Source organism: Intrasporangium sp. (assembly GCF_040414665.1).
Classification (GTDB): domain Bacteria; phylum Actinomycetota; class Actinomycetes; order Actinomycetales; family Dermatophilaceae; genus Intrasporangium.
Map to the genome: position 1 here is coordinate 1 of NZ_JBEDUL010000077.1, position 26,406 is coordinate 26,406.

The window sequence follows — 26,406 nt, forward strand, 5'->3', positions numbered from 1 at the left end:
CGAGACCACGCCGCGCGCGACGCCACCGGCGCCAGCGGTGTAACAGTGCGACCGGGCGGCCGCGGCCCGCACGGCGGGGCCAGCACTGCACGACCTGGCCGGCGCGGGTGAGCGACTCCGGTGGCACCGACGCCTCGATTCGCGCGCGCACCGCGTCGAGGTCGACACCGATGCTGGCCAGTGCATCGCGATCCAGGTCTGCGAACAGGGCCGCCGCGGCGCCCAGCCCGATACGCCGCACGACTTCTTCCTCGATTCGCTCGGGTGTGACGCCGTGCTCGCGCAGCACGCCGCCGGCCGGTGTTTCCGTCGCCGCGAGCGCCAGCAGGAGGTGCTCGCAGCCGATGTAGCGGTGTCCCAGACGGCGGGCGTGCTGCTGCGCATGGATCACGACGGTGCGAGCATCAGCGGTGAAGCGCTCGAACATCAGCGCCTCCCGAAGCGCCGGCCGTACTTGCGATGGACCGTCTGCTTGCTGACCCCCAGCCGATCGGCAATCTGCTGCCAGGACCAGCCCAGCCTTCGCGCGTTCCCGACCTGCACGAGCTCCAGGCGTTCGGCCAGCGTCCGCAGCGCCGCGACCGCGCGTAGCCCCACGTCGGGGTCGTGGCTGGCAGCGCCCTCCGCAATCTGCACAGTGCTTTCCATGGCGTCAGCATATGCTGACAACCTCTCTGGCGTCAACAATTGCTGACGCTCGCTTTCGACCAAGGATCGCGCGACAACACCCGGTTGACGTGACAACCGCCGGTTGTCAAACTGGACGGCATGGCAACGCAGACTCCGCACGAGCAAACATTCCGCCGGATCAAGGAGGTACGAGCGCAGGCCCTGGAACACATGCGGCTCGCGCAACAGCTGGCCACCGAGCGGCGTGAGCTGATGAAGAGCCTGCTCGACGACGGGCTGTCTCAGGCCGACATCGCCCGGGAGCTCGGTGTGTCCCGGCAGGCCATTCAGAAGATGCTGGCTGTCTGAGTCGCCGTCACGAGGATCCTTCCCAGGCCAGCCCCGACGAGAGCGGACATGCCCTGCGTCGGTGAAGTTCCGCGAGCACAATGGCCGGAGTGGAGCACCACACGCAGGTCATCGAGCTCGGCGAGGGCATGACCCAGGCGGTGTGCACGTGCGGCTGGCGCAGCGAGCGCTACGGCAAGAGCAAGAAGACCGGCACGATGGACGCGCTGCAACAAGCCCGCGACGCCGCCGACCTGCACGAGTGGGACGCCACGTTGTCCTGAGGTCATCCGCCGGCCCGGCGCGGTGGCGCGACTGCCACGTCTGGTACGCGTCCTCGCCTCACATAGGACACTCGTATCGAACGTCGAATACGACTCATAGTGCTACAAAAACGCCTTAGCGCCGTGAACTTCTCAATCATGACTCGACACGTACGCGCACCTGACTGCCGGGCGGCCGGCCGCCGTGGTGGTCAAGGTCGCCGCCGTCATCCTCGGATCAGGGCGAGCCGTGGTCGGCAGGCCGTTGCGAGGGAGTCGCAGTTCGCCGCTGCAGCCGAGCGTTTATGGGGGTTGAACGTGTCCGGAGGGGGACTTGAACCCCCACGCCCTTAGAGGGCACTAGCACCTCAAGCTAGCGCGTCTGCCATTCCGCCACCCCGACAAGGTGATGTGCAAGCGGTCCCGACGCACGTCTGGGAACTCCCTTGCGGCGAGGTGAAACGGTAGCACGGCGTCCCGGCAAATGACCAAACGGGTGGCGGGCACCCGGCGAGCTCAGCGGCATACCCTGACGGCATGACGAGCCACGACGCGAAGGACACGCCCGAAGCGCCCCTGCCGACCGCGGAGGACGAGGTGGTGCGGATCTGCCGGGACCTGATCCGCATCGACTCGTCCAACTATGGCGACGGCAGTGGACCGGGGGAGCGCAAGGCCGCCGAGTACGTCATGGCAGAGCTCGCGGAGGTCGGGCTCGAGGCGGAGCTGCTCGAGAGCAACCCGGGGCGCTCGACCGTCGTCCTGCGGCTCGAGGGCGAGGATCCGCAACGCCCGGGGCTCGCCGTGCACGGCCACCTCGACGTCGTCCCCGCCAATGCGGCCGACTGGCAGGTCGACCCCTTCGCCGCCGAAGAGCGCGATGGCTGCATCTGGGGGCGGGGCGCCGTCGACATGAAGGACATGGACGCGATGATCCTGGCGAACCTGCGCGAGTTCGCACGGACCGGGACGCGGCCGGCCCGGACGACGACCTTCGTGTTCTTCGCCGACGAGGAGGCCGGGGGAGTGCACGGAAGTCACTGGCTCGTCGACCGGCACCCCGGATGGTTCGAGGGCGTGACCGAGGCGGTCAGCGAGGTCGGGGGCTACAGCGTGACGGTCCCCACTCCCCAGGGGGAGCAGCGCGCCTACCTGCTGCAGACCGCGGAGAAGGGCATCATCTGGCTCCGCCTCCACGCCCATGGTCGCGCCGGCCACGGGTCGGTGCCCAACGACGAGAACGCGATCGTCCGCCTCGCCGCGGCCATCGGCCGCATCGCGGGCCACGAGTGGCCCCGCGAGTACATCGCCTCCGTCAAGCAGCTCCTCGACGGCCTCAGCGGGCTCACCCAGATCCCGTATGCCGCTGGGCTCGACCCGCTCCTGGCCGTCCTCGGTGGGGCGCAGGGTTTCGTGCGTGCAACGCTGCAGGACACGGCGAACGTGACGATGCTCGAGGGTGGCTACAAGCACAACGTCATCCCGCAGTCGGCGTCGGTCGCCGTCGACTGCCGCTTCCTGCCGGGGCACGAGGACTCGCTGCTGGCCACGGTCCGTGAGCTCGCGGAGGAGCACGTCGAGGTCGAAGTCGTCCATCGCGACATCGCGCTCGAGGCGCCGTGGGACGGCGACCTCGTCGAGGCGATGAAGCAGTCGCTGCTGCGTGCGGACCCCGGAGCGGCGGTCCTGCCGTACTGCCTGTCCGGTGGCACCGACAACAAGGCGCTGGCGGGCCTCGGCATCCGAGGCTATGGCTTCGCGCCACTGCGTCTGCCGGCCGGCCTCGACTTCGCGCCGATGTTCCACGGCATCGACGAGCGGGTCCCGGTCGAGTCCTTGCAGTTCGGGGCCCGAGTACTGGGGGACTTCCTCCGTACCTGCTGACCCTGCTGACCCTGCTGAAGCAGCTGGACCCGCTCGAGGCAGTGCGGCGGTCAGGCGGTGCGTTGGACGCGCATGATCTTGCGCCGCAGCCAGAAGCGGTGGATCCCACCCTCGTACCGGACTGACCGAGCCAGCTCCCACCTGCCGTACTCGGCGTGCTCACGGACGGCCTGGCGCGCGGCTGCCTTGGAGGTGCGCCGGTCGAACGTGAGGATGCGGTACTCGTACTCGGTCATCGCGGAACATTGTGACATCACCGAGGCGCCCGAGCCGGGAACTTCGGGCGTTGCCACGGCCGGCGCTCGGGGCCGACACCGGCGCTCGGGTGGGCGGCGTGGGGCGGGCTACCTGAGGTAAGGTCTCACGGTCCGGTCCAGGGGGATCGGGGGAACTGCCCGCCCCGCGGGCTTTATCGGCCCAGGAGGGCACCAGATGTTGAAGAGGACCCGCCGCTTCGCGATTGCCACGGTCGTGCTGCCCGTTGCGTTCGTCGCGGCCTGCGGCACGGCGACCCAGACGGAGGCCCCGGCCGCCAACCAGACGACCGCGGTCAGCCCGGCGCCGCAGACGTCAACCACGGCGGCGCAGGGCCATGCGGACAAGGACGCCTTCATCACCGCCATCAAGGCGGGCAGCGACCAGATGACCAGCGCCCACATCGAGATGGTCATGGACTCCAAGGGCGAGAAGATCACGATGTCCGGCGACACGACGATCGACCCCAAGAGCCCGGCGATGCAGATGTCGATGGACATGGGCAGCGCGATGAAGCTCGACATGATCCTGCTCGACAAGGTCCTCTACCTCAAGGGCGTCCCCGGCGTGGCGGAGGGCAAGTGGGCCAAGATGGCCGTCACCGGTGAGATGGCCAAGGAGTTCGAGAAGTCCCTCGAGCAGGCCGACCCCTCGAAGATGGCCGAGACGTACGAGAAGGCCATCAAGGACGTGAAGTTCGTCGGCCCTGAGACCGTCGACGGGGAGAGCCTGCAGCGCTACGAGGTGACGATGGACACCAAGGCGCTTGGCGACTCGCTGCCCGATGGTGCCGCCGGCTTGCCCGACACCCTGACCTACGACATGTGGCTGGATGCGCAGGACCGGATCCGTCAGGTCGTCTACTCCGTCTCCGACGTCAAGGCGGAGATGAAGATGAGCAAGTACGGCGAGCCGGTGGACATCAAGGCTCCCAAGGCCGCCGACGTCGTCGAGGTGCCCACCTCCTGACGCTCCCCACCTGACCAACGGGTGAACGGCCCGCGAACGCCCTGCGCGTTCGCGGGCCGTGTCGTGTTGCGCTGGTTTACGGTCGCCCCATTCGGTGTCCTCGGCGACGTGCGTCGACTACGGTCGAGTCATGACCGTGGAGCCCCGCGCAGCCCTGGAGCGGCTCATCAGTGCCCTCGAACGCCACTACGAGGCGGCCGGATCGACACGGGATCCCGACCACCCGATGGTCATCGCAGCGGCCCAGGACCTCGCCGAGGCGTTCGACGAGTACGACGAGGCCCTCTTCGACGCGACCGAGGTCGCCACGCCGCTGGCCGTCTACGGCGACGACTTCGACGGTCACGAGGACGAGGACGACAGCGACACCGTCTATGCCGGGCTCGACACCGACGAGTACGAGGACGTGGACGACGAGGACGACCTCGACGAGGACGACGACGACCTCGACTACGACGACGAGGACGAGCTCGACGACGAGGACGAGCTCGGCGAGGACGACGGGCTGGACGACCTCGATGACGACGAGGACCAGGCGCAGGACGGCGTGAGGTCGCAGGCCTGAGCAGGCCACGGCCAGCTCATCTGCTGGGTCAGCCGCTGGTCAGCGCGGAGTCACGACCCTGCGGACACGTCGTCAAGGGCGTCCACGATCTCCGGCGGGAGCGTCAGTTCCAGGCTGGCCAGAGCGGTCCGCAGCTGCGCTCCCGTCCTCGCCCCGACGACGGGAGCGGTGACTCCGGGCCGGTCCCGGACCCAGGCCAGCGCAACCTCGCCCGGAGTCACGCCGAGGCCACGGGCCGCCATGACGACCGCTTCGGACACGCGCCTGGCGTGCTCGTCGAGAAACCGTTCGGCGAAGCCCGGGAAGTCCGCGGACGTGGCGCGCGACCCCGCCGGCACCCCGGAGCGGTACTTGCCGGTGAGGACGCCGCGCCCCAGGGGTGACCAGGCCAGGACGCCGAATCCGAGAGCCTCGGCGGCGGGCAGGACCTCGCCCTCAGGCTCCCTTGCCACGAGCGAGTACTGGATCTGATTGACCACCAAGGGAACTCGCGCCTGCTCCAGCAGCGTCAACGCCCTGGAGACCTGCCAGCCCGCGTAGTTCGAGACGCCGACGTAGCGGGCCCTACCAGTCGCGACAGCCCACTCGAGCGCGGAGAGGGTCTCCTCGAGCGGGACGTCGTCGGACCACGTGTGGGCGAGCCAGAGGTCGACGTGGTCGGTGCGCAGCCGCCGGAGCGAGGTGTCGAGCTGGTGGATCAGGGCGCGCCGGGAGACGTCGATCCGGCGCTCGTCGCCCACGCGATGGATCCCCGACTTGGTGCAGATGACGAGGTCTTCCCGCGACACGACCTGGTCGAGCATCTCTCCGATGAACGTCTCGGCGTCGCCGCCGCCATAGCCGTAGGCGGTGTCGATCAGCTCGCATCCCGCATCGAGGAAGGCGCGCACGTGGTCGCAGGCCTCGTGGCGGTCGACCGCGTTGCCCCACGTCATCGTCCCGAGGGCGAGCGGGGCGATCCGGAGGCCCGAGGAGCCGACACGCCTGTGCATGACCACGCACGGTAGTCGCTCTGGGCACCTCTTTCCTGGCCTTCCCGCGCCAGAACCGGCGTGCCGCTAGCCTCCCAGCATGCGACTCGGAGTGAACCTCGGCTATTGGGACCGCGGGGCTGCGGCTCACGACATGGTGGCCATCGCCCAGGAGGCGGACCGGCTCGGCTACGACAGCGCCTGGGTCGCCGAGGCCTACGGCTCCGACGCGCCGTCGATGCTTGCCTGGATCGGGGCGCTGACAGAGCGCATCCACCTGGGGTCGGCCGTCATGCAGATCCCGGCCCGGACGCCGGCGATGACGGGGATGACCGCGGCCACGATCGACACAATGTCCGGCGGACGCTTCAGGCTCGGACTCGGCGTGTCCGGTCCGCAGGTCAGCGAGGGGTGGCACGGCGTCCGGTTCACCAGCCCTCTCGCGCGAACTCGTGACTACGTCGAGATCGTCCGGTCCGTCCTCCGCCGGGACCACGTCGCCCACGACGGACCGCACTACGAGCTGCCCCTGCCGGACGGGCCCGGGAAGGCGCTCAAGCTGGGCTCCCGTCCGCTCCGCAGCGACATCCCCGTCTACCTCGCAGCCGTTGGCCCGCGGAACCTCGCGCTGACCGGTGAGATCGCCGATGGGTGGCTGGCCATCTTCTTCAGTCCCGAGCACGCCGGCGAGCAGATCGAGGTCATCTCTGCGGCGCGTCGGGCGGCGGGGCGGGGGACGGAGGAGGACCCCATGGCCGGCTTCGACATCGTGTCCGCGACCCCCGTCGTCCTCGTCGACGACGTCGCCTCCGCCGCGGACCTGCTGCGCGACTACTGCGCCCTGTACATCGGCGGGATGGGTTCCCGGGAGCAGAACTTCTACAACCAGCTCGCCTGCCGGATGGGTTTCGAGCAGGAGGCGGCGCGGATCCAGGACCTCTACCTCGGCGGTCACCATCGCGAGGCGGCTGCGGCCGTCCCGCTCGAGTTCATCGACGAGACGGCGCTGCTCGGGTCTCCGCAGCGGGTGGCGAAGCGTCTGCGCCGCTACGAGGACGCGGGAGTGACCACGCTCGCGGTGGCGACGGGGGGCAGGATGACCCGCGAGCAGGCAACGGCGACCCTCGCCGTGCTCGCCGAGCTGCACCAGAGCCCGGCGCGGTGACCCCCGCTCGGGGCGGACAGGGAGTCGGGATAGGGTGCTCCACTGTGTCCTGCTGCGATCCGACGGCCGAATCGGGACGGCACACCAGCGTTCGTCGACCCAGAAGGTTTGTGAATCGTGGCTGACCTGAGCTACCTCGACGCCGTCATCCTCGGCATCGTCGAGGGCCTGACCGAGTACCTCCCTGTCTCCTCGACGGGCCACCTCACCATCGCCGAGAAGATGCTCGGCCTCGAGGTCGACGACCCCGCTGTGACGGCGTACACCGCCGTCATCCAGCTGGGCGCGATCGCCGCCACCCTGATCTACTTCTTCAAGGACATCGTCCGCTTCGCCCGGGCCTGGTTCCGCGGGCTGCGAGGGTCAGAGGGACGCAGGGATCCCGACTACGGGCTGGCCTGGGCCGTCGTGATCGGCTCGATCCCGGTTGGCGTGGTGGGATTCCTCTTTCGCGACCTCATCGCCGGCCCGCTGCGCAGCCTCTGGGTGGTTGCCATCGCCCTCGTGCTGTGGAGCGTCGTCATGGTGGTCGCTGAGCGGGTTCACACGGCGTACGAACGCCGGGGCGCCGTCCGGGGGGAGCACACCGTGACCCCGGTCGATGGACTCGTCATCGGCTTGGTCCAGTGCTTCTCGCTCATCCCTGGCGTCTCTCGCTCCGGCGCGACAATCTCGGCGGGTCTGGCCCGGGGCATCGACCGCGTGACGGCCACCCGCCTCAGCTTCTTCCTCGCAATCCCGGCCCTCTCGGCCGCCGGCGTCTTCCAGGCGGTCGAGGAGCGCGCGAACCTCGTCCGCCTCGGGATCGGCCCCATGGTCGTCGGCCTCGTCGTGGCCTTCACCGTTGCCTATGCCTCGATCGCCTGGCTGCTGCGGTTCGTCGCCTCGAACAGCCTGCTGCCGTTCGTGTGGTACCGCGTCGGCCTCGGCGCCCTGCTGGCCGCCGCTCTCGCCGCGGGCTGGATCACCGCCACCTAGACGCTGGGCCCCTCAGCGGACGGGCGCCCCGTCAGAGCCAGCCGGAGCGCTTGAACCTCGTCCAGAGATACAGGCACACCCCGACGATGACTCCGAGCACGACGAAGTACCCGTAGTAGTACTCGGCGCCACCGACATTGACGCTCGCGTCGAGCTCCGGCATGCCGTCGAAGTTCATCCCGTAGATCCCCGCGATCATGGTGGGAACCGCGGCGATGGCGACCCACGCAGAGATCTTGCGCATGTCGGAGTTCTGCTGCACGGACACGCTCGCCAGGTGCGCGGACAGGATGACCGTCAGGAGCCGGTCATAGCTCTCGATGTGGTCGTTGACGTGGCGCAGGTGGTCCGCGACGTCACGGAACAGGTGGCGCAGGTCGACGTGCAGTTCCCCGTCGCCGCGATCCAGGAAGCCCGCCAGGGAGTCGGCGAGGGGCCCGCTCGCCCGCCTGAACTCGAGCACCTCTCGCTTGAGCCGGTAGATCGAATTGGCGTTGCCGACGCCGTCGTCGCCAACGACCTGTGCCTCGATCTCGTCGAGGTCGATGCCGAGTTCGCGGTCCACGTCGACGTAGTGGTCGACCACGGAGTCCATCACCGCATGCATGACGATGAGGGGCCCGTGCTCCAGCAGCTCGGGATGCTGCTCGAGCTGCTCCCGGACGTCGGCGAGTGGGTTGCCCTCGCCGTGGCGCACGGTGACGACGAAGCGATCACCGATGAACAGCATGACCTCGCCGGTCTCGATGTCACTCGTCTCGTCGATGTACCGCAGGGTCTTGAGCACGACGAAGAGGGAGCCCTCGTACTGCTCGATCTTCGCGCGCTGGTTGCCCATCACCGCATCCTCGACCGCGAGTGGATGGAGGCCGAGCTCGTGCCTGACGAGCTCGAACTCCTCGTCGGTCGGGTCCTTGAGGCCGATCCAGATGAAGCCCTCGGCGCCGTCGCGGAGGGTCGCGAGCTCGTCGCTGAGGTCGCCGCACTCAAAACGTCGGCCCTGCCGGTAGAGGGCCTGGTCCACGATCACAGCCCTACTCCACCACAGCACGACGCCGTATGCCGCTGGGCTGGCTCGGCGCGTCTAGGCTGGCCGGGTGCCCACTGTCCTCTTCGTCCGCCATGGCCGGTCGAGCGCCAACACGGGGGGCGTGCTCGCCGGCTGGACGCCGGGGGTCTTCCTCGACGAGACGGGCGAGGCGCAGGCCAGCAGGGTCGGCGCGGCCATCGCCGCAGCCGAGCTGCGGATCGCGGAGCTCGTCTCGTCACCCCTCGACCGGTGCGTCCAGACGGCAGACCTCATCGCCGGTCACCTGGGCACGGTGAACCGGTCGGTGCACCCGGGCCTGGGGGAGTGCCGCTACGGGGCGTGGACCGGCCGCCGGATCACGGACCTCGTGTCCGACCCGCTGTGGAAGGTGGTCCAGGACCGCCCGAGTGAGGCGCGGTTCCCCGCGTCCGAGGCGTACGAGGCGGAATCGCTCGCCGACGTCCAGGAGCGCGCACTGCGCACGGTGCGAGAGACTGATGCCCACGTCCTCGAGCGGCACGGGCCGGACGCAGTGTGGGTGGCGGTCTCGCACGGCGACGTCATCAAGGCGGTCCTGGCCCATGCTGCAGGCGCCCAGCTCGACGACTTCCAGCGCTTCGTGGTCGACCCGGGCTCGGTCAGCGTCGTGCGCTACACGAGCCGCAAGCCCTTCCTGCTCCGGCTCAATGACCTCGGGGGTGACCTGCACGCGATCCGCCCGTCGTCGGGCCCCGGGATCGACGGTGATGCGGAGGTCGGCGGCGGAGCGGGAAGTTCGGCGGCCGCCGATCTGCCCGACGACGACCCCTCGGTGCTCGACTAGGGCGCGACAAAGGTGCTCGCACAGGGTGCTCGAAAAGGTCGGATAAGGTCGCTCGTATGACGTTCCAGGAGTTCGACCCGGTGTCACGCTTCGTGGCGGGCACGGTCGGACCCACGGGCAACCGGACCTTCTACCTGCAGGCCAGCGACGGCCGGCGCGTCGTCACGGTGGCCGTCGAGAAGCAGCAGGTGTCGATCCTGGCCGACCGCATCAACGACGTGCTCGACCAGCTGGCGCCGGCGACGGCCATCGAGCCCGGGCAGCCCGGCGGTGCGCGTGAGGACACCGAACCGCTCGAGACTCCGTTCGAGGAGGACTGGCGCGTCCAGACCCTGTCCCTCGCCTGGGACGAGGGTCGTCAGCGTCTCGTCATCGAGTGTCACGACCACGACCCGGACGAGCTCGAGGGAGGTGGGCCCGCCGACGAGCCCGTGGCCGGCGGTGCCGAGGCGGACGAGGACTCGCCCTTCTCGAGGAACTCGCTCCGGGTGACGCTGGACCCCCCGCAGGCTCGGGCCTTCGCACGACGCAGCCTGTCGATCGTCGCGGCCGGGCGGCCCCCCTGCCCCTTCTGCGGTGGCCCTCTCGACCCGACGGGCCACATCTGCCCCCGGGCCAATGGCTACCGTCGCTGACGGCGGCTTCCGGGCGGCGTCCGACGACGCGGCGCTCCTCGGGGATCTCGAGGTCGTCGGTCGCGTCGCCGACTCGTCCAACCTCTCCGTGCTGGTGCGGCTCCTCGCCGAGGACGGCGGCCACGCCATCTACAAACCGGTGCGCGGGGAAGCGCCGCTGTGGGACTTCCCGGAGGGCACGCTCGCCGGCCGGGAGGTGGCCGCACACCTCGTGTCCGAGGCCGGGGGCTGGCATGTCGTCCCGCCGACGGTCCTGCGCGACGGTCCGCTCGGTCCCGGGTCGGTGCAACGGTGGATCGGCGACCCGTTCTCGCCACTCGCCGACGACCTGGTCGTCGACCTCGTTCCGGAGGGAAAGGTGCCGTCCGGCTGGGTCGCCACCTTCTCCGGGGAGACCCCGTCCGGGCGAGCAGTGACCGTGGTCCACTCCACCCGCGAGGACGTTCGATCCCTCACCGTGCTCGACGCGGTCATCAACAACTCCGATCGCAAGGGCTCCCACTGCCTCCGGGACTCGACTGGACGGCTGTGGGCCATCGACCACGGCGTGAGCTTCCACAGCCACCCCAAGCTGCGGACGGTGCTCTGGGGCTGGGCCGGCGAGCCCTTGGTCGATGGCGACCTCGCGCGTCTCGAGCGCCTGCTCGACGCGCTGGAGGATGGCACACGCGGCCTGACTGACGCGTTGGAGGCCCTGCTGCCCCATGCCGACGTCGATGCTCTCCGCGGACGGGTCGAGGGCCTGCTCCGAAGGCGTCGCCACCCCCGGCCGAGCCCGGGCTGGCCCGCCGTGCCCTGGCCCCCGCTCTGACCCTGAAGGAGCAGGCCTGCTCACGTGATCTGGGCAGGGGAGGGGCGTGCGCGGGGCTCCGGATAGAGTCTGCCGAGTGAAAAGTTGGCCCGCAGCGTTCGTCCCCCAGGTTCCCGGTCGATCACCTCAGGTGCGAGTCAGGGACACCGTGACGGGCGAGCTCGTCAACGCGGCGGCGGGGGAGTCGGCTGCGGTCTACGTGTGCGGGATCACCCCGTACGACGCGACCCACCTCGGGCACGCCGCAACCTATGTCACCTTCGACCTGCTCGTTCGCGCCCTGCGCGACAGCGGAGTCACAGTGCGCTACGTCCAGAACATCACCGACATCGACGACCCCCTCCTCGAGCGTGCCGAGCGGGACGGCATCGGATGGGAGGAGCTGGCGACCCGGGAGATCGACCTCTTCCGAGAGGACATGACCGCCCTTGCCGTCCTGCCACCCGACGAGTACTTGGGAGCCGTCGAGAGCATCCCCACCTTCATCGAGCCGATCGAGAAGCTGCTCGCCTCTGGCGACGCGTACCTCGTGCCCGCCGCGGCCGCCTCGCGAGCCGGGGCCAACGACGTCTACTTCGACGTCAGCCGCGACCCCCGGTTCGGCTCGGTCAGCGGGCTGGACGAGGCGAGCATGCTCGAGATCTTTGCCGAGCGAGGCGGCGACCCGGACCGCGCCGGCAAGCGCAACCGCCTCGACGCTCTGCTGTGGCGGGCGCACCGGGAGGGGGAGCCGTCCTGGGACGGCGGCCAGCTGGGCCCCGGGCGCCCCGGCTGGCACATCGAGTGCGCGTGCATCGCCTGCAACCGCCTCGGGGTCCCCATTGACGTCCAGGGGGGCGGCACCGATCTGATCTTCCCGCACCACGAGATGAGCGCCGCGCATGCCCGGGCCTTCAGCGGCCAACCGACCTTCGCCCGGGCCTATGTCCACCAGGGCATGGTCGGTCTCGACGGCGAGAAGATGAGCAAGAGCAAGGGCAACCTCGTCTTCGTGTCCGAGCTACGGCGCCGCGGGGTGGACCCGATGGCGATCCGGCTGGCCCTGCTGGCCCGGCACCATGCCGAGGACTGGTTCTGGGAGGAGGGCGACCTGACGAGCGCGCAGGAGCGCCTCGCCACCTGGCGTACGGCCGTCTCGGGCAACGGCGGCCCCCCAGCGGAGGAGACGGTCGCCGAGGTCCGCGCCGCCCTCGCGGAGGACCTCGACAGCCCCAGGGCGCTCGCCGCGGTCGACCGCTGGGCCAAGGAGTCCCTCACCCACGGTGGTGACGACCCCGGTGCTCCCGGCGTGCTGGCCCGAGCCCTCGACGCGCTCCTCGGCATCCGCCTCTGACACCTCCGCAACACACCGAGCACCGGACACCTCACGTCGGTTATAACCGCGGCGCGTTGGCCGGTGCTCGGTGTGTTGCGGTTTGAGGTCAGCGGCCGCTCTGGTCGTCGTCGCGCCCACGGAGGTAGCGCTCGAACTCGCGGGCGATCGCGTCGCCCGTGGCCTCGGGAAGCTGGGCCGTGTCCTGCGCCTCTTCCAGCGACTGGACGTACTCGGCGACCTCCTCGTCGGACTGCGCGAGCTCGTCGACGCCGCGCTCCCAGGCCCGCGCGTTCTCCTCGAGGTCGCCGTGCGGGATCGTCACCCCGAGCAGGGACTCGATGCGCCGCAGCAGGCTGAGCGTCGCCTTGGGCGAGGGAGAACCGCCGGCGTAGTGCGGCACCGCGGCCCACGCGGACACCGCCGGGACGCCCGCGTCGCTCGCCGTGGCGCTGAGCACCCCGACGATCCCCGTCGGCCCCTCGTAGCGGCTCGCCTCCACGTCGAAACGGTGGATGGCAGCGTCGTCCTCGGCCGTCGCCGTGACCGGGATGGGGCGGGTGTGCGGAACGTCGGCGAGGAGCGCCCCGATCGTGACGATCGTGGTCACACCGAGCTGCTGGGCGAGCTCGAGCAGCTCCGCGGAGAAGGCGCGCCACCGCATGGACGGCTCGATGCCCTGCACGAGCACGACGTCGCGGTCGAAGCCGGTCTCGGTTGCGACGAGGATGCGCGTCGTCGGCCAGGACAGCACCCGTCGCCCGTCCTCCGTGCTGACGCGCGGGCGGTTCACCTGGAAGTCGTAATAGTCCTCGGGGTCGAACGCGGCGACGAGCTCGGCGTCCCAGACGTCAGCGAGGTGCCGCACGATGGAGCTGGCCGCTTCACCGGCGTCGTTCCAGCCCTCGAAGGCCGCGATGAGGACCGGGTCGACGAGCTCCGGAACGTCCTCGAACTCCAGCACGTGGCCTCCTCTTCACCGGGTGCGGTGGTGCCCTTGATCTCACCCTATGCCGCATGCCGCCCCCATCGCAGCGACGTCGCGGCGACCACAGTTCGGCATTACCTGAGGCACCCGGGCGGACATCCCTAGAATTGGGGGTCCTGCCATCCACGAGAGAAGAGCCGTGACCGATACCGAGCTCCGTCCAGACGCCACCGAGGTTCTCACCGCGATCCTGCGCGAGCGGATCATGGTCCTGGACGGCGCCATGGGCACGGCGATCCAGCAGGAACGGCCGGACGAGGCCGGCTACCGGGGGGAGCGGTTCGCCGACTGGCCGACGGACCTCCAGGGCAACAACGACCTGCTCACCCTGACCCAACCCGATCTCATCGCCCGGATCCATCGCGGCTACCTCGACGCCGGTGCCGACATCATCGAGACGAACACGTTCAACGCGAACGCCATCTCGCTCGGCGACTACCAGATGAGCGAGCTCGCCCACGAGCTGAACCGCGAGGCCGCCACGCTGGCGCGCCGCGAGGCCGACGCGATGACCGCGCGGACCCCCGACCGCCCCCGCTGGGTGGCTGGTGCGATGGGACCGACCACCCGCACGGCCTCGATCTCCCCGGACGTCAACGACCCCGGCGCCCGCAACGTCACCTTCGACCAGCTCGTCGCGGCCTACGCGGATGCTGCCCGCGGCCTCGTCGAGGGCGGAGCCGACCTCCTGCTCATCGAGACGATCTTCGACACGCTCAACGCCAAGGCCGCGATCTTCGCCGTGGAGAGGACCTTCGAGGAGTTCGGGCGCCGCTGGCCGGTCATCGTCTCCGGCACGATCACGGACGCCTCGGGACGCACCCTGTCCGGTCAGGTGACGGAGGCGTTCTGGAACTCCGTGCGGCATGTGCGTCCGCTCGCGGTCGGCCTCAACTGTGCCCTCGGCGCCAAGGAGCTCCGCCCCTACATCAGCGAGATGGCCCGCGTCGCAGACTGTTTCGTCTCCTGCTATCCCAACGCCGGGCTGCCCAACGCCTTCGGTGAGTACGACGAGGTTCCGGAGGAGACCGCAGCCATCATCGGGGAGTTCGCCGCCTCAGGGCTGGTCAACCTCGTCGGCGGCTGCTGTGGCACGACGGCCGAGCACATCGCCGCGATCGCCAATGCGGTCGACGGCAAGCCGCAGCGCGACGTCGTGCCCATCGCGCCCGCGATGCGGCTGTCCGGTCTCGAGCCGTTCTCCATCACCGAGGACAGCCTCTTCGTCAACGTCGGTGAGCGGACCAACATCACCGGGTCGGCCCGGTTCCGGACCCTGATCAAGGACGGCGACTACGACACGGCGCTCTCCGTGGCAGCCCAACAGGTCGAGAGCGGCGCGCAGGTCATCGACGTCAACATGGACGAGGGCATGATCGACGGGGTCGCCGCGATGGACCGTTTCCTCCGGCTCGTCGCGAGCGAGCCGGAGATCAGCCGGGTCCCCGTCATGATCGACTCCTCGAAGTGGGAGGTCATCGAGGCCGGGCTCAAGTGCGTCCAGGGCAAGGGGATCGTCAACTCCATCTCGCTCAAGGAGGGCGAGGACGCGTTCGTCGAGCACGCTCGGCTGGTGCGCACCTACGGGGCAGCCGCCGTCGTGATGGCTTTCGACGAGGACGGCCAGGCCGACAACCTGGAGCGACGCACCCAGATCTGTGCTCGGGCCTACCGGATCCTCACCGAGGAGGTCGGGTTCCCCGCCGAGGACATCATCTTCGACCCCAACGTGTTCGCCGTCGCCACGGGCATCGAGGAACACGCCTCCTACGGTCGGGACTTCATCGAGGCAACGCGTTGGATCAAGCAGAACCTCCCGGGCGCCAAGGTCTCCGGTGGGATCTCCAACGTGTCCTTCTCGTTCCGGGGCAACAACCCGGTCCGCGAGGCGATCCACGCCGTGTTCCTCTACCACGCCATCGCGGCCGGCCTCGACATGGGCATCGTCAACGCCGGGGCGCTGGCGGTCTACGACGAGATCGAGGACGAGCTGCGAGACCGGATCGAGGACGTCGTCCTCAACCGGCGCCCGGACGCAGGCGAGCGACTCCTCGAGATCGCCGAGCGGTACAACCGCGCAGCGGGCGTTGAGGCCGTCGGCGAGGAGGAGTGGCGGTCGTTCCCCGTCCGCGACCGGATCACCCACTCGCTCGTCAAGGGGATCGACGGCCACATCGAGGAGGACACCGAGATCCTCCGTGCCGAGATCACGGACTCCGGCGGGCGGCCCATCGAGGTCATCGAGGGCCCCCTCATGGACGGGATGAACGTCGTCGGCGACCTCTTCGGCGCCGGGAAGATGTTCCTGCCCCAGGTGGTCAAGAGTGCTCGGGTCATGAAGAAGGCCGTCGCTTACCTCATCCCGTTCATCGAGGAGGAGAAGGCCAAGGACCCCGAGCTCGCCAGGCAGAAGGACACCAACGGCACCATCGTCATGGCCACCGTGAAGGGGGACGTCCACGACATCGGCAAGAACATCGTCGGCGTCGTCCTCCAGTGCAACAACTACGAGGTCATCGACCTCGGCGTCATGGTGCCGGCCCAGAAGATCATCGAGGCGGCGAAGGAGCATGATGCGGACCTCATCGGGCTGTCCGGCCTGATCACCCCCTCCCTCGACGAGATGGTCGGGTTCGCCGCGGAGCTGCAGCGGCAGGGTTTCGAGATCCCGCTCCTCATCGGCGGCGCGACGACCTCGCGGACGCACACGGCCGTCAAGGTCGATCCGAAGTACGACGGGCCGGTTGTCTGGGTCAAGGATGCGTCCCGGTCCGTTCCGACCGCGTCCGCCCTCCTCAATGCGGACCAGCGTGCGCGGCTCATGCTCGAGGTCAAGAGCGACTACGACGCCTTGCGGGCGCGCCATGCAGCCAAGCACGACCGGCCGCTGCTCACGTTGGAGCAGGCGCGGGCCAACGCGACGCCCATCTCCTGGGAGGGATACCACCCACCCCGTCCGCACCTGCTGCTGCAGCAGGAGAAGGACGTGTCTCCGGTCGTCTGGCACCAGGGCAGGACGCAGCACGTCCGCGTCTATCGCCACCACCCCGTCGAGGAGCTGCGGCGCTACATCGACTGGCAGCCCTTCTTCAACGCGTGGGAGCTCAAGGGCTCCTTCCCCGACATCCTCAACAACCCGGCGAGCGGGCAGGCGGCCCGCAAGCTGTACGACGACGCCCAGGCCATGATCGACCGGGTCATCAGCGAGGGCTGGCTCACCGCCAGCGCCGTCGTGGGCCTGTTCCCGGCCAACTCCGTCGGTGACGACATCGAGGTCTACCTCGATGAGCACCGGGAGACGCCGGCCGCGGTCCTGCACTGCCTGCGTCAGCAGGGCGAGCACCGCCCGGGGATCCCAAACCGCAACCTCTCGGACTTCGTCGCTCCGAAGGCAACCGGCCTGCGGGACTACGTCGGGGCCTTCGCAGTCACCGCCGGTCTGGGCGCCCAGGAGCGGGTGGCGGCATTCCGCAAGGACCTCGACGACTACAACGCCATCCTGCTCGAGTCGGTGGCCGACCGGCTCGCCGAGGCGTTCGCCGAGCGGATGCACGAGCGGGTACGCAAGGAGCTGTGGGGCTACGCACCTGACGAACACCTCGACAACGAGGCGCTCATCAGGGAGCGGTACGAGGGGATCCGCCCCGCGCCGGGCTATCCGGCCTGCCCGGAACACACCGAGAAGGCAACACTCTGGGAGCTGCTCGACGTCGAGGCCTACACCGGCATCCAGCTGACGGAGGGGATGGCGATGTGGCCGGGGGCATCCGTCTCCGGCTGGTACTTCTCGCACCCCGAGTCGCAGTACTTCGTCGTCGGCAGGCTGGGGCGCGACCAGGTCGCCGACTACGCCCAGCGCAAGGGCTGGACGCTCGGTGAGGCCGAGCGGTGGCTGTCCGCGAATCTCGCCTACGACCCCGAGGACTGACGTGGGGACGGCGCCTCTCCACCGGGCGGACGCGCTGCCCGCCGGCGTGCTCTGGGACATGGACGGCACGCTCGTCGACACCGAGCCCTACTGGATCGTGGCCGAGCACGAGCTCGTGGCCGCCCACGGAGGCGAGTGGAGCGATGCGCTGGCCCACCAGCTCGTGGGCAACGCCCTCGAGGTCTCCGCGCAGGTCATCATCGACCACACCGGTATTCCGCTCGGGGTTCCGGACGTCATCGATGCCCTCCTGCTGCGGGTCATCGAGCAGGTGCGCGGGCACATCCCGTGGCGTCCCGGCGCGCTCGAGCTGCTCCGCGAGCTGAACGAGTCGGGCGTGCCCAACGTGCTCGTCACCATGTCGTGGCGCAGCCTGGCCAGCACCATCGTCGAAAGCCTCCCGACAGGCTCGTTCGCGCACATCGTGACCGGGGACGCGGTGACCCGGGGCAAGCCGCATCCCGAGCCCTACCTGCTGGCTGCGCGACTGATCGGAGCTGACCCAGCCGCGTGCGTGGCCCTCGAGGACTCGCCGACGGGCGTCCGCTCCGCCACCGCTGCAGGGGTGCCCACCATCGCCATCCCGCACATCGTTGCCGTGCCGCCCATCTCGGGAGCGGTGCACCTGGCCACGCTGGAGGGCCTTCGGGCCAAGGACCTGCTGGCCGTCGCGACGGGCGCCGCCTCGATTCCAGCCGCCTCAGGCGAGTGAGGCCGTCCCCTCACTGAGTCCTTTCAGGTTCAGCAGCTGACGGCGCATCATGAAGAGGTCTCCCCACGCGAGCAGCACCTGGCGCAGGCGTTCGAGCCTGTTGCGCGCCCGCGGCAGCAGGAGATCGCAGCGCAGCACGGTCGCCGAACCCTCGGGAAGCGTGCGGTACACGATGGTGACCGGCCCGAAGGCGACCATCGCCGTCCGGTCGGTCAGCTCCAGGGTGATGCACCGATCCGGCTCGACAGAGGTCAGGGTGAAGATGCCCGCGAAGGCCTGACCGAGCTCGATCGGGTCGGTCCTGGTCATCGTCCGTGGGCTGCGGCGGCCCCGGTTGTCGATGAGGTCGTAGCTGTAGGGAGCGACCCGCAGCTGTCCCAGCCACGCGAACACGACCGGGGCCTCGGCGCGGACCCGGACGGCGCGGGTGAGGAGAACCCCGCGTCCGGGAGGGCCCGGTGGGGGAGGCATCCTGCCCGCGTCGCCCCAGGTCCACGGGAGTCCGCGACGCTGTTCGTGCGAGCGGGGGCGGTGGTGTGTCGCTGTCATGCCTCGAGCGTTGCGCCGGGGCGGGGCGCGCGCATCGCCCGCAAGGCGTGGGGCCGCTCAGTCTCGAGATGGATCCTTGCCCCAATCAGTCCGTATGCCGCTGAGCCGGGTTGCGCTCCGCGCGCCCTCCCAGCGCCGCCGACTGGCCCACTGAGTCGCCACGCAACTCAGTGCGCTCCTCATCAGCGACGCACTGATTCGCCGGACGGGTCAGTGCGCTCGTGATCGGCAACGCACTGATTCGCCGGACGGGTCAGTGGGCCAGGCCGCGGCAAGGCACCCGGCGCGAATTCGCCCGGGTTGGCGACCGGGCGCGCTGGGAGGACGCGTTGAGCGCGAGCGCGGCTCAGCGGCATACGGCACGGCTGGAGGGGATCACCGGACTGTGCGCTGTTCGGGAAGGGGGCGCTGGTCAGGCTCCGGGACGGACCAGGCCCGACTCGTAGGCGAGGACGACGGCCTGGACCCGGTCCCTGAGCGAGAGCTTGCCCAGGACGTGGCCCACGTGCGTCTTGACCGTGGCCTCCGAGAGGAAGAGGCGCTTGGCGATCTCGGCGTTGGAGGCGCCCTTGGCCACCTCGAGGAAGACGTCCTGCTCTCGGGCGGTCAGCTGCTCGAGGACGCGCTGGGCCTCCTCGTCGTCCGTGGTCGGCGCCGCGACGAGGTGTGCGATGAGGCGTCGGGTGGTGGGCGGCGAGACGACGGCGTGTCCTGCGTGGACGACCCGGATGGCGTCGACGATCTCCTCGGCTCGCGCATCCTTGAGCAGGAACCCGCTGGCACCGGCGCGAATGGCCGCGAAGGCGTACTCGTCGAGGTCGAAGGTCGTGACGACGATGACCTTGGGCGCGCCCGCCCTCGACACGATCTGACGGGTCGCCTCGATGCCATCCATCCGGGGCATCCGCACGTCGACGAGGATGACGTCGAGCCGGTGGCGAAGGCACAGCTGCACGAGTGCAGCCCCGTCGCCGACTTCGCCGACGAGGTCGAGGTCGGGCTGGCTGTGGACCACCATGGCAAGCGCCGACCGCATCAGCTCCTGGTCGTCGGCGATGGCGACGCGGATCCTGGCTGGCGTGCTCACGAGCGGGTCCCTTCATCGTGGGGTGGGTGGTCTTGGGGCGTCGGGATCCAGGCCTGGACGACGAACCCGACGTGTCCCGAGGGGTCCGGAGCGGCGCGCTCGAGGCGGCCGCCGACGAGGGCGAGACGTTCGCGCATGCCGAGCAGGCCACGGCCGGGTTCGTCAGCGTTCGAGGTCTGGGCGCTGGCTCCGTCGTCCTCCACTCGGATGCGGAGGCCGCGCTGGCTCCAGTCCAACGACACCTTGGCCCTCGACCCGGGCGGCGCATGCTTGACGACATTGGTCAATGACTCCTGGACGACCCGGAAGGCGGCCACGTGGGCGGTCGGCGAGAGGCCCAGTGGCTCTCCCGTGGCCGTCAGCTCGACCGAGGTGCCGGCGCGCTTCACGTCGTCGACGACCCGCTCGAGCTCGTCGAGACCCGGCTGCGGTGCGCGGTTGGCGTCATCGTCCTCGCGGAGGACGCCGAGGAGTGAGCGCATCTCGGTCAGGGCGAGCCGGCCCTGCTCCGCGATGGTCGAGAGCACATCGGCCGCCCGGGCGGGCTGCGTCGCGACGATCATCCGGCCACCCTCGGCCTGGCCGACGACGACGGCCAGCGAGTGGGCGACGACGTCGTGCATCTCACGGGCGATGCGGCGGCGCTCCGCGGCCCCGGCCCGCTCTGCCGCGTGCTCGAGGTCCCGGCGGGCCTGCTCGACCGTGGCCCGACGCTCCCGCTCGGCACGCACGGCTCGCTCCTCGAGCGCCGCCACCCACGCGAGTCTCGTGGCTCGGTACCTGCCGAGAGCCCATGCGGCCAGGAGCCCCGCCGCCACCGCCGCGGTGACGAACAGCCTCCAGGCCGCCCCTTCTCCAGGAGTGGAGACGTACTCGCCGGCGTCCCACAGCCTGGCCACGGTGATGCCGCCGCCGACGAGGCCAACAGCGAGGGCGAGCTGGGGCTGGGGCGGTGCCGCACTCGAGCTGACCGAGTAGAGCAACACGAAGAACACGAGCCCGCTGGGCAGCAACAGGGCGGAGAACGGGCTGCCGGCCTCTGCGGCAGACGCACCACCGAGGTCGGGAGCGAGGGCGAGCAGCAGCATGGTCGCCGAGCCGACAGCGAAGGTCGCAGCCGGCCACCGTGACCGGCCGAGGACGGTCACGTGCAGCACGACGAGACCGGCGATCAGGAGGGTCCGCCACGGGCCCGTCACGTCGGAGGCGCCGACCACCTGAACGCTGGCGGTGAGCAGGACCGCTGCGAGCACCACGGCGAGTGCCAGGTCAGCAAGCACGCCCATCCTGTGCAGCGGCGTGCGGTCAGCTCTCACAGGGTCGATCGTAGGGACCACAGCATCTGGCCTGCCCGCGCCCGGCTCTCCCTCACCGGTGCTGTGCCGACCACGCGGAGGCGTCGGCAGCCTCGGCTATGGCGTCGGCCACGTCGACCTGGCCGTCGGCGATCAACCCGGTTGTCACCCGGATGTGGGGTCCGCCCGGAGCTCCGTCGACGACGAAGGGGCCACCCGGGGCGACCGCGATGCCCTGGCTGGCGAGACGCAGGACGGCGGCCGACTCGTCCCTCACCGGCACCCAGATGTTGAGGCCGTCCGTTCCCGGAACGACAATCCCGTGCTCGGCAAGCCGGTCCGCGACGAGCGCGCGGCGACGTGCATACTCGCCCCTGGCGTGTCGGACCTGGGCCTGTGAGCCGGGGTCTGACAGAAGGGCGACGAGAGCACGCTGGAGGAGTCGACTCGTCCAGCCCTGGCCGAGGGCGCGGGCGTGCCGGATCGGCGCGAGCACTGTCGCAGGCCCACTCACCCCGGCGAGCCGCAGGTCCGGACCGTAGGACTTGCTGAAGCTGCGGATGTGGAGGACCCGATCGGGCAGCCGCTCCCCGAGGCTCAGGTCGGGGGAGGAGGCAATGTCGCCGGCCGAGTCGTCCTCGATGATGAGCAGGGACGTCGGCTCGAGCAGCGAGGCGAGGCGCCTGGCCCGGGTGGGAGTGATCGAGACACCGGTCGGGTTCTGGCCGCGAGGCTGGATCACGATGGCAACCGGCTTGCGTGAGAGGCCGGCGGCGACGTCGTCAAGGACCGGACCGCTCTCGTCCAACCCGACCGGTGCCACGTCGACACCACGGTCCTCGAGAAGGTCGAGCAGGGGCGGGAAGCCGGGGTTCTCGACGAGGACCCGGTCGCCCGGCCGGAACAGCGTGCGCGTGATGAGATCGAGGGCATCCATCGCCCCGTCCACGACCAGCAGGTCGTCCACCGCGCACGGCCAGTCGTTCCGCAGCGCATCGCCCAGTTCGGGCAGCACGGGGTCGTCGAGGTAGCTGCTCGGTGCCGCCTCCTCTCCGCCGATGTGCCCGAGTGGGACGCGTAGGTCTGGCAGCAGCCTGGGGTCGGGCACACCGGTCGACAGGTCGAGGCGGCTGCCCGGTTGATGCCGCAGCGCGGTCGTGTAGCGCGCGCCACCCAGCCGGTCCGGCGCCACCGTGGTGCCGCGCCGGCCGTCCGAGCGGATCGCGCCGGAGCGGGCGAGCAGCTGCCACGCCGAGCTGACGGTGGTCGGCGAGACCATGAGCTCCTCGGCCACGCGGCGGATCGGCGGCAGCTGGTCCCCCGGCACCAGCACCTCGTCGCGAATGGCACGCGACACCGCTTGTGCCAGCCCCTTCGCGGTGGGGGAGTCGAGCCGAGCCTCGAGCGCCGACAGGAGTTCACGCATGTTTGTAATGTAGCAATGTGATCTTTGTGTGGCTACATCGTGGCACGTAGCCTCGTCTCATGACGAAGACCTCTGCACCGACCACCTCCACCATTGACCACTGGGTCTCCGGCTCGCGGGTGCCGGGCTCATCGGGCCGGACGGCACGGGTCCACGACCCGGCCACGGGGCAGGTGACGGCACACGTCGCTCTCGCCTCGGCGGCCGAGGTCGACGCTGCCGTCAAGACCGCGGTCGCGGCCGCCGAGGAGTGGCGCTCGGCCTCGCTGTCCAAGCGCGCCGCCGTCCTGTTCAGCTTCCGTGAGCTGCTGCACGCGCGAACCGACGAGCTGGCCGCCATCATCACCTTCGAGCACGGCAAGGTCCTGTCCGACGCCGCGGGCGAGGTTGCCCGCGGGCTCGAGAACGTCGAGTTCGCGACGGGGGTGCCGCAGCTGCTCAAGGGCGGTTTCAGCGAGCAGGCCTCGGCCGGAGTGGACGTGTACAGCCTGCGCCAGCCGCTCGGCGTCGTCGCCGGCATCACGCCGTTCAACTTCCCGGCGATGGTGCCGCTCTGGATGTGCGCCAACGCGATTGCCTGCGGCAACGCCTTCGTCCTCAAGCCGAGCGAGAAGGACCCGTCTGCCTCGATGTTCATCGCCGAGCTGTGGAAGGAGGCCGGCCTGCCCGACGGCGTCTTCACCGTCGTCCACGGTGACAAGGAGGCCGTCGACGCGCTCCTCGACCATGCGGACATCGCGGCCGTCAGCTTCGTTGGGTCGACGCCGATCGCCAAGTACATCTACGAGCGAGGCACGGGCAACGGCAAGCGGGTCCAGGCTCTCGGCGGGGCCAAGAACCACGCCCTTGTCCTGCCCGACGCCGACCTCGATCTGGCCGCGGATGCCATCGTCTCGGCTGCCTACGGTGCGGCGGGGGAGCGGTGCATGGCCCTGTCCGTTGCGGTGGCGGTCGGCGAGGTCGCCGACGGGCTCGTCTCCGCAATCGGGGACCGGCTGCCGTCGCTCACGGTGGGGGCAGGCAGTGAGCCGGGCACCGACATGGGCCCGCTCATCACCCGCGAGCACCGGGACAAGGTTGCCGGCTACATCAGCGCCGGCGCCGACGCCGGCGCGAAGGTCGTCGTTGACGGGCGCGAGCGGGAGGTGCCGCAGGATGGCTTCTTCCTCGGCATGACCCTGCTCGACGAGGTGACCCCGGAGATGACGGTGTACACCGACGAGATCTTTGGACCGGTCCTGTCAGTCGTCCGGGTGGACACCTTCGACGAGGGCCTGGCCCTGATCAACGCCAACCAGTACGCCAACGGCACCGCGATCTTCACCCGGGACGGGGGCGCGGCACGAAAGTTCAAGAACGAGGTCGAGGTCGGCATGGTCGGCGTCAACGTGCCCATCCCGGTCCCCGTCGCGTACTACTCCTTCGGCGGCTGGAAGGACTCCCTCTTCGGCGACACCCACATGTACGGGCCCGAAGGCATCACCTTCTACACCCGCGGCAAGGTCGTGACGGAGCGCTGGCCCGACCCCGCCACCTCGAGCGTCGACCTCGGCTTCCCCCGCACCCGTTGAGAGACAGGCAGACTCATGACTGACACCCACACGACGGCGCCAGGCTCGCTCTCCGAGCGGCTGGACGGCATGAGCCGCGAAGACGTCTACCGGCTCGACCGGGACCACGTGTTCCACTCGTGGTCGGCGCAGGCCCTCATCGAGCCCCTGCCGATCCAACGGGCCAACGGCTCGTACTTCTGGGACTACGAGGGCAAGCGGTACCTCGACTTCAGCTCGCAGCTGGTCAACGTCAACATCGGGTACCAGCACCCGAAGGTCGTCGCAGCGATCCAGGAACAGGCGGCCCGCCTCACGACGATCCAGCCGGCGTTCGCCAACGACGCCCGCAGTGAGGCGGCCCGACTCATCGCGGAGGTCGCCCCCGAGGGGCTCGACTGCGTCTTCTTCACCAATGGTGGCGCCGAGGCCAACGAGAACGCGCTCCGGATGGCTCGCCTGCACACGGGACGGCACAAGGTCCTCGCGACCTACCGGAGCTACCACGGCGCCACCGCCGGCTCGATCACCCTGACGGGCGACCCGCGTCGCTGGCCGTCCGAGCCGGGGCAGCCGGGGATCGTCCACTTCTGGGGCCCGTACACCTATCGCTCGGCGTTCCACTCCGAGAACGAGGAGCAGGAACGCGATCGCGCCCTGGCCCACCTGCGCGACACGCTCATGGTCGAAGGGCCGCACACCGTCGCCGCGATCATCCTCGAGACGGTCGTCGGGACCAACGGCATCCTCGTCCCGCCGGACGGGTATCTCGAGGGCGTGCGTGCCTTGTGCGACGAGCACGGCATCATGCTCATCGCGGATGAGGTCATGGCCGGCTTCGGGCGCTGCGGCGAATGGTTCGCCGTCGACCACTGGGGCGTCCGGCCCGACCTCATCACCTTCGCCAAGGGGGTCAACTCCGGCTACGTGCCCCTCGGCGGCGTCGTGATCTCGGACGAGGTGGCCGCGTCGTTCCAGGAGCGGGCCTACCCTGGCGGCCTGACCTACTCCGGCCACCCCCTCGCGTGTGCCTCCGCCGTCGCGTCGATCACCGCGTTCCACGAGGACGGCATCATCGACAACGCCCGTCGCCTCGGCGAGGAGGTCATCGGGCCACGGCTTCGCCAGATCGCCGAGAAGCACCCGAGCGTCGGTGACGTCCGCGGGCTCGGCGTCTTCTGGGCCGTCGAGCTCGTCAAGGACCGTTCCACGCGTGAGCCGCTCGTCCCGTTCAACGCGTCGGGAGACGCCGCCAGGCCGATGTCGGCCTTGGCCGCAGCGTGCAAGGAGCGGGGGCTCTGGCCGTTCATCCACTTCAACCGGACCCACGTCGTCCCGCCCTGCACGACGACGCCGGAGGAGGCCGAGGAGGGTCTCGCGATCCTCGACGAAGCCCTGGACGTGGCCGACACCTTCACGTCCTGACCGAACGACGACCCGGCCGTATGCCGCTGGGCTCGCTTCCGAGCCCAGCGGCAGTGCCGCACCTCCCGCCCACCTCGTCGACTGTGCAGTCCGCGTCGGTCCCGAAGTGCACACTCGACGAGGGGGAGGAGGCGCGGAGTGCTGGTCAGCTTGGGCTGGAAGCGAACTCAGCGGCATACGACCCTAGTCGTCGATGACGGCCAGACCGCTCACGGCTGGGTCGACGGCGCGGCTTGCCGCGTCGTCGGGAAGGTCCGGGGGAGTGCCGCCCCACGCCGGGCAGAGGCTCCGGTGCTCGCACCAGTCGCACAGGCGGCTCGGGCTCGGGCGCCAGTCGCCGAGCGCGGCGGCTCGCTCGATGGCGGCCCACAGTGCCTTGATCTTGCGCTCGACCCCGAGCAGGTCCTGCAGGTCGGGCTGGTAACGGACGATCTCTCCGTTGCCGAGGTAGACGAGCTGCAAGAGGTGAGGGATCTGGCCCCGGAGGCGCCAGAGGACCAGCGCGTAGAACTTCATCTGGAACAGCGCCTTGCCCTCGAAGCGCTCCGAGGGCGATCGCCCGGTCTTGTAGTCGACGACCCGCATCGCGCCGTTGGGCGCGACGTCGAGCCGGTCGACGTAGCCACGGAGGACGAGCCCGTCCACCTCGGTCTCGACATAGAGCTCCCGCTCCGCCGGCTCGAGACGGGTCGGGTCCTCGAGGCCGAACCAGGTCTGGAGCAAGGCCCCGGCGCCCGAGAACCATTCGTCGGTCCGGCCGTCGTGCTCGGCAAGCAACGAGAGCATCTCCGGCTCCTCGGTCGCGATCCGCTCCCACTCGCGCGGGAC

Annotated in this window: 26 protein-coding genes and 1 tRNA gene; 15 read left to right on the forward strand and 12 right to left on the reverse strand. The window is 69.9% G+C overall.

The window, feature by feature from the left end; translation table 11 throughout:
* Together ABF401_RS08680 and ABF401_RS08685 are read right to left on the reverse strand one after the other, a co-directional pair.
* Window positions 1–427: Clp protease N-terminal domain-containing protein (locus tag ABF401_RS08680; protein WP_353509147.1), on the reverse strand; the 427-nt coding region annotated here is incomplete at its 3' end.
* Window positions 427–648: a helix-turn-helix domain-containing protein gene (locus ABF401_RS08685; RefSeq protein WP_353509148.1), complete on the reverse strand. Its 222-nt coding sequence runs from the start codon at window positions 646–648 to the stop codon at window positions 427–429. The genes ABF401_RS08680 and ABF401_RS08685, both read right to left, overlap by 1 nt.
* 120 nt (window positions 649–768) lie before the next feature.
* Between ABF401_RS08685 and ABF401_RS08690 the strand changes: the two genes are divergently transcribed.
* Together ABF401_RS08690 and ABF401_RS08695 are read left to right on the forward strand one after the other, a co-directional pair.
* Window positions 769–978 (forward strand): sigma factor-like helix-turn-helix DNA-binding protein, encoded by a 210-nt coding sequence (locus ABF401_RS08690; protein ID WP_353509149.1) that lies wholly within the window; start codon window positions 769–771, stop codon window positions 976–978.
* An 89-nt stretch (window positions 979–1,067) separates the two neighbouring features.
* Complete coding sequence (locus ABF401_RS08695; RefSeq protein ID WP_353509150.1) at window positions 1,068–1,241, forward strand: hypothetical protein; 174 nt, start codon at window positions 1,068–1,070, stop codon at window positions 1,239–1,241.
* A gap of 298 nt (window positions 1,242–1,539) precedes the next feature.
* Here ABF401_RS08695 and ABF401_RS08700 read toward each other — a convergent pair.
* Window positions 1,540–1,623 (reverse strand) — tRNA-Leu (locus tag ABF401_RS08700).
* Window positions 1,624–1,757: 134 nt separating this feature from the next.
* Between ABF401_RS08700 and ABF401_RS08705 the strand changes: the two genes are divergently transcribed.
* On the forward strand, window positions 1,758–3,104 hold the full coding sequence (locus tag ABF401_RS08705; RefSeq protein ID WP_353509151.1) for a M20/M25/M40 family metallo-hydrolase: 1,347 nt from the start codon (window positions 1,758–1,760) through the stop codon (window positions 3,102–3,104).
* Between the two features lie 50 nt (window positions 3,105–3,154).
* On the opposite strand, the gene ABF401_RS08710 is transcribed toward ABF401_RS08705, so the two are convergent.
* The gene (locus ABF401_RS08710) at window positions 3,155–3,340 is read right to left on the reverse strand and encodes a DUF5703 family protein (protein WP_353509152.1); all 186 of its coding nucleotides are present in this window, start codon (window positions 3,338–3,340) and stop codon (window positions 3,155–3,157) included.
* 196 nt (window positions 3,341–3,536) lie between these two features.
* Here ABF401_RS08710 and ABF401_RS08715 point away from each other — a divergent pair, with 196 nt between their 5' ends.
* Both ABF401_RS08715 and ABF401_RS08720 read left to right on the forward strand, forming a co-directional pair.
* The gene (locus tag ABF401_RS08715; protein WP_353509153.1) at window positions 3,537–4,328 is read left to right on the forward strand and encodes an SCO4651 family lipoprotein; all 792 of its coding nucleotides are present in this window, start codon (window positions 3,537–3,539) and stop codon (window positions 4,326–4,328) included.
* Between the two features lie 130 nt (window positions 4,329–4,458).
* On the forward strand, window positions 4,459–4,893 hold the full coding sequence (locus ABF401_RS08720; RefSeq protein ID WP_353509154.1) for a hypothetical protein: 435 nt from the start codon (window positions 4,459–4,461) through the stop codon (window positions 4,891–4,893).
* A gap of 50 nt (window positions 4,894–4,943) precedes the next feature.
* Here the strand turns inward: ABF401_RS08720 and ABF401_RS08725 are convergent, their stop codons facing one another.
* A complete protein-coding gene (locus ABF401_RS08725; protein ID WP_353509155.1) occupies window positions 4,944–5,885 on the reverse strand; it encodes an aldo/keto reductase in 942 nt (313 codons plus the stop codon).
* 79 nt (window positions 5,886–5,964) lie between these two features.
* Here ABF401_RS08725 and ABF401_RS08730 point away from each other — a divergent pair, with 79 nt between their 5' ends.
* Together ABF401_RS08730 and ABF401_RS08735 are read left to right on the forward strand one after the other, a co-directional pair.
* Entirely contained in the window at window positions 5,965–7,029 is a 1,065-nt protein-coding gene (locus ABF401_RS08730; protein WP_353509156.1) for an LLM class F420-dependent oxidoreductase, read from the forward strand.
* A 117-nt stretch (window positions 7,030–7,146) separates the two neighbouring features.
* Complete coding sequence (locus ABF401_RS08735; protein ID WP_353509157.1) at window positions 7,147–8,007, forward strand: undecaprenyl-diphosphate phosphatase; 861 nt, start codon at window positions 7,147–7,149, stop codon at window positions 8,005–8,007.
* Between the two features lie 31 nt (window positions 8,008–8,038).
* Here the strand turns inward: ABF401_RS08735 and ABF401_RS08740 are convergent, their stop codons facing one another.
* Window positions 8,039–9,037, reverse strand: coding sequence for a magnesium and cobalt transport protein CorA (locus ABF401_RS08740; protein WP_353509158.1), 999 nt, complete (start codon window positions 9,035–9,037; stop codon window positions 8,039–8,041).
* A gap of 67 nt (window positions 9,038–9,104) precedes the next feature.
* Here ABF401_RS08740 and ABF401_RS08745 point away from each other — a divergent pair, with 67 nt between their 5' ends.
* The 4 genes from ABF401_RS08745 to mshC all read left to right on the forward strand — a co-directional run bounded on the left by ABF401_RS08745 (window position 9,105) and on the right by mshC (window position 12,639).
* On the forward strand, window positions 9,105–9,860 hold the full coding sequence (locus tag ABF401_RS08745) for an MSMEG_4193 family putative phosphomutase (RefSeq protein WP_353509159.1): 756 nt from the start codon (window positions 9,105–9,107) through the stop codon (window positions 9,858–9,860).
* A gap of 56 nt (window positions 9,861–9,916) precedes the next feature.
* Window positions 9,917–10,495 (forward strand): DUF3090 domain-containing protein, encoded by a 579-nt coding sequence (locus tag ABF401_RS08750; RefSeq protein ID WP_353509160.1) that lies wholly within the window; start codon window positions 9,917–9,919, stop codon window positions 10,493–10,495.
* Window positions 10,479–11,306: an SCO1664 family protein gene (locus ABF401_RS08755; protein ID WP_353509161.1), complete on the forward strand. Its 828-nt coding sequence runs from the start codon at window positions 10,479–10,481 to the stop codon at window positions 11,304–11,306. The genes ABF401_RS08750 and ABF401_RS08755 overlap by 17 nt, the downstream gene beginning before the upstream one ends.
* A gap of 76 nt (window positions 11,307–11,382) precedes the next feature.
* Window positions 11,383–12,639 (forward strand): cysteine--1-D-myo-inosityl 2-amino-2-deoxy-alpha-D-glucopyranoside ligase, encoded by a 1,257-nt coding sequence (mshC, locus tag ABF401_RS08760; RefSeq protein ID WP_353509162.1) that lies wholly within the window; start codon window positions 11,383–11,385, stop codon window positions 12,637–12,639.
* 88 nt (window positions 12,640–12,727) lie between these two features.
* On the opposite strand, the gene ABF401_RS08765 is transcribed toward mshC, so the two are convergent.
* Window positions 12,728–13,582 carry a PAC2 family protein gene (locus ABF401_RS08765; protein WP_353509163.1) on the reverse strand — a complete coding sequence of 285 codons (855 nt, stop codon included), beginning with the start codon at window positions 13,580–13,582 and terminating at the stop codon, window positions 12,728–12,730.
* Window positions 13,583–13,745: 163 nt separating this feature from the next.
* On the opposite strand from ABF401_RS08765, the gene metH reads away from it, so the two are divergent.
* A complete protein-coding gene (gene metH / locus ABF401_RS08770) occupies window positions 13,746–17,534 on the forward strand; it encodes a methionine synthase (RefSeq protein WP_502908207.1) in 3,789 nt (1,262 codons plus the stop codon).
* Window position 17,535: 1 nt separating this feature from the next.
* Window positions 17,536–18,246: an HAD family hydrolase gene (locus ABF401_RS08775; RefSeq protein WP_353509164.1), complete on the forward strand. Its 711-nt coding sequence runs from the start codon at window positions 17,536–17,538 to the stop codon at window positions 18,244–18,246.
* Here ABF401_RS08775 and ABF401_RS08780 read toward each other — a convergent pair.
* The 4 genes from ABF401_RS08780 to ABF401_RS08795 all read right to left on the reverse strand — a co-directional run bounded on the left by ABF401_RS08780 (window position 18,235) and on the right by ABF401_RS08795 (window position 22,603).
* Window positions 18,235–18,795, reverse strand: coding sequence for an SRPBCC family protein (locus tag ABF401_RS08780; RefSeq protein ID WP_353509165.1), 561 nt, complete (start codon window positions 18,793–18,795; stop codon window positions 18,235–18,237). The two genes, ABF401_RS08775 and ABF401_RS08780, sit on opposite strands and share 12 nt — an antisense overlap.
* A gap of 412 nt (window positions 18,796–19,207) precedes the next feature.
* On the reverse strand, window positions 19,208–19,882 hold the full coding sequence (locus tag ABF401_RS08785; RefSeq protein WP_353509166.1) for a response regulator: 675 nt from the start codon (window positions 19,880–19,882) through the stop codon (window positions 19,208–19,210).
* Window positions 19,879–21,198: a sensor histidine kinase gene (locus ABF401_RS08790; protein ID WP_353509167.1), complete on the reverse strand. Its 1,320-nt coding sequence runs from the start codon at window positions 21,196–21,198 to the stop codon at window positions 19,879–19,881. The genes ABF401_RS08785 and ABF401_RS08790 overlap by 4 nt, the downstream gene beginning before the upstream one ends.
* Window positions 21,199–21,250: 52 nt before the next feature.
* Window positions 21,251–22,603: an aminotransferase-like domain-containing protein gene (locus tag ABF401_RS08795; RefSeq protein WP_353509168.1), complete on the reverse strand. Its 1,353-nt coding sequence runs from the start codon at window positions 22,601–22,603 to the stop codon at window positions 21,251–21,253.
* A gap of 59 nt (window positions 22,604–22,662) precedes the next feature.
* Here ABF401_RS08795 and ABF401_RS08800 point away from each other — a divergent pair, with 59 nt between their 5' ends.
* Window positions 22,663–24,174 carry a CoA-acylating methylmalonate-semialdehyde dehydrogenase gene (locus ABF401_RS08800; RefSeq protein ID WP_353509169.1) on the forward strand — a complete coding sequence of 504 codons (1,512 nt, stop codon included), beginning with the start codon at window positions 22,663–22,665 and terminating at the stop codon, window positions 24,172–24,174.
* 15 nt (window positions 24,175–24,189) lie between these two features.
* A complete protein-coding gene (locus tag ABF401_RS08805) occupies window positions 24,190–25,578 on the forward strand; it encodes an aspartate aminotransferase family protein (protein WP_502908208.1) in 1,389 nt (462 codons plus the stop codon).
* A gap of 183 nt (window positions 25,579–25,761) precedes the next feature.
* Here ABF401_RS08805 and ABF401_RS08810 read toward each other — a convergent pair.
* On the reverse strand, window positions 25,762–26,406 hold a 645-nt coding region (locus ABF401_RS08810), incomplete at its 5' end, for a RecB family exonuclease (RefSeq protein WP_353509170.1).

What these genes read in the sequence shown, in the direction of transcription:
- ABF401_RS08685 (WP_353509148.1), bottom strand. Translation starts at nt 648, where the DNA reads ATGGAAAGCACTGTGCAGATTGCGGAGGGCGCTGCCAGCCACGACCCC.
- ABF401_RS08690 (WP_353509149.1), top strand. Translation starts at nt 769, where the DNA reads ATGGCAACGCAGACTCCGCACGAGCAAACATTCCGCCGGATCAAGGAG.
- ABF401_RS08705 (WP_353509151.1), top strand. Translation starts at nt 1,758, where the DNA reads ATGACGAGCCACGACGCGAAGGACACGCCCGAAGCGCCCCTGCCGACC.
- ABF401_RS08710 (WP_353509152.1), bottom strand. Translation starts at nt 3,340, where the DNA reads ATGACCGAGTACGAGTACCGCATCCTCACGTTCGACCGGCGCACCTCC.
- ABF401_RS08715 (WP_353509153.1), top strand. Translation starts at nt 3,537, where the DNA reads ATGTTGAAGAGGACCCGCCGCTTCGCGATTGCCACGGTCGTGCTGCCC.
- ABF401_RS08720 (WP_353509154.1), top strand. Translation starts at nt 4,459, where the DNA reads ATGACCGTGGAGCCCCGCGCAGCCCTGGAGCGGCTCATCAGTGCCCTC.
- ABF401_RS08725 (WP_353509155.1), bottom strand. Translation starts at nt 5,885, where the DNA reads ATGCACAGGCGTGTCGGCTCCTCGGGCCTCCGGATCGCCCCGCTCGCC.
- ABF401_RS08730 (WP_353509156.1), top strand. Translation starts at nt 5,965, where the DNA reads ATGCGACTCGGAGTGAACCTCGGCTATTGGGACCGCGGGGCTGCGGCT.
- ABF401_RS08750 (WP_353509160.1), top strand. Translation starts at nt 9,917, where the DNA reads ATGACGTTCCAGGAGTTCGACCCGGTGTCACGCTTCGTGGCGGGCACG.
- ABF401_RS08755 (WP_353509161.1), top strand. Translation starts at nt 10,479, where the DNA reads ATGGCTACCGTCGCTGACGGCGGCTTCCGGGCGGCGTCCGACGACGCG.
- ABF401_RS08780 (WP_353509165.1), bottom strand. Translation starts at nt 18,795, where the DNA reads ATGACAGCGACACACCACCGCCCCCGCTCGCACGAACAGCGTCGCGGA.
- ABF401_RS08795 (WP_353509168.1), bottom strand. Translation starts at nt 22,603, where the DNA reads ATGCGTGAACTCCTGTCGGCGCTCGAGGCTCGGCTCGACTCCCCCACC.
- ABF401_RS08800 (WP_353509169.1), top strand. Translation starts at nt 22,663, where the DNA reads ATGACGAAGACCTCTGCACCGACCACCTCCACCATTGACCACTGGGTC.
- ABF401_RS08805 (WP_502908208.1), top strand. Translation starts at nt 24,190, where the DNA reads ATGACTGACACCCACACGACGGCGCCAGGCTCGCTCTCCGAGCGGCTG.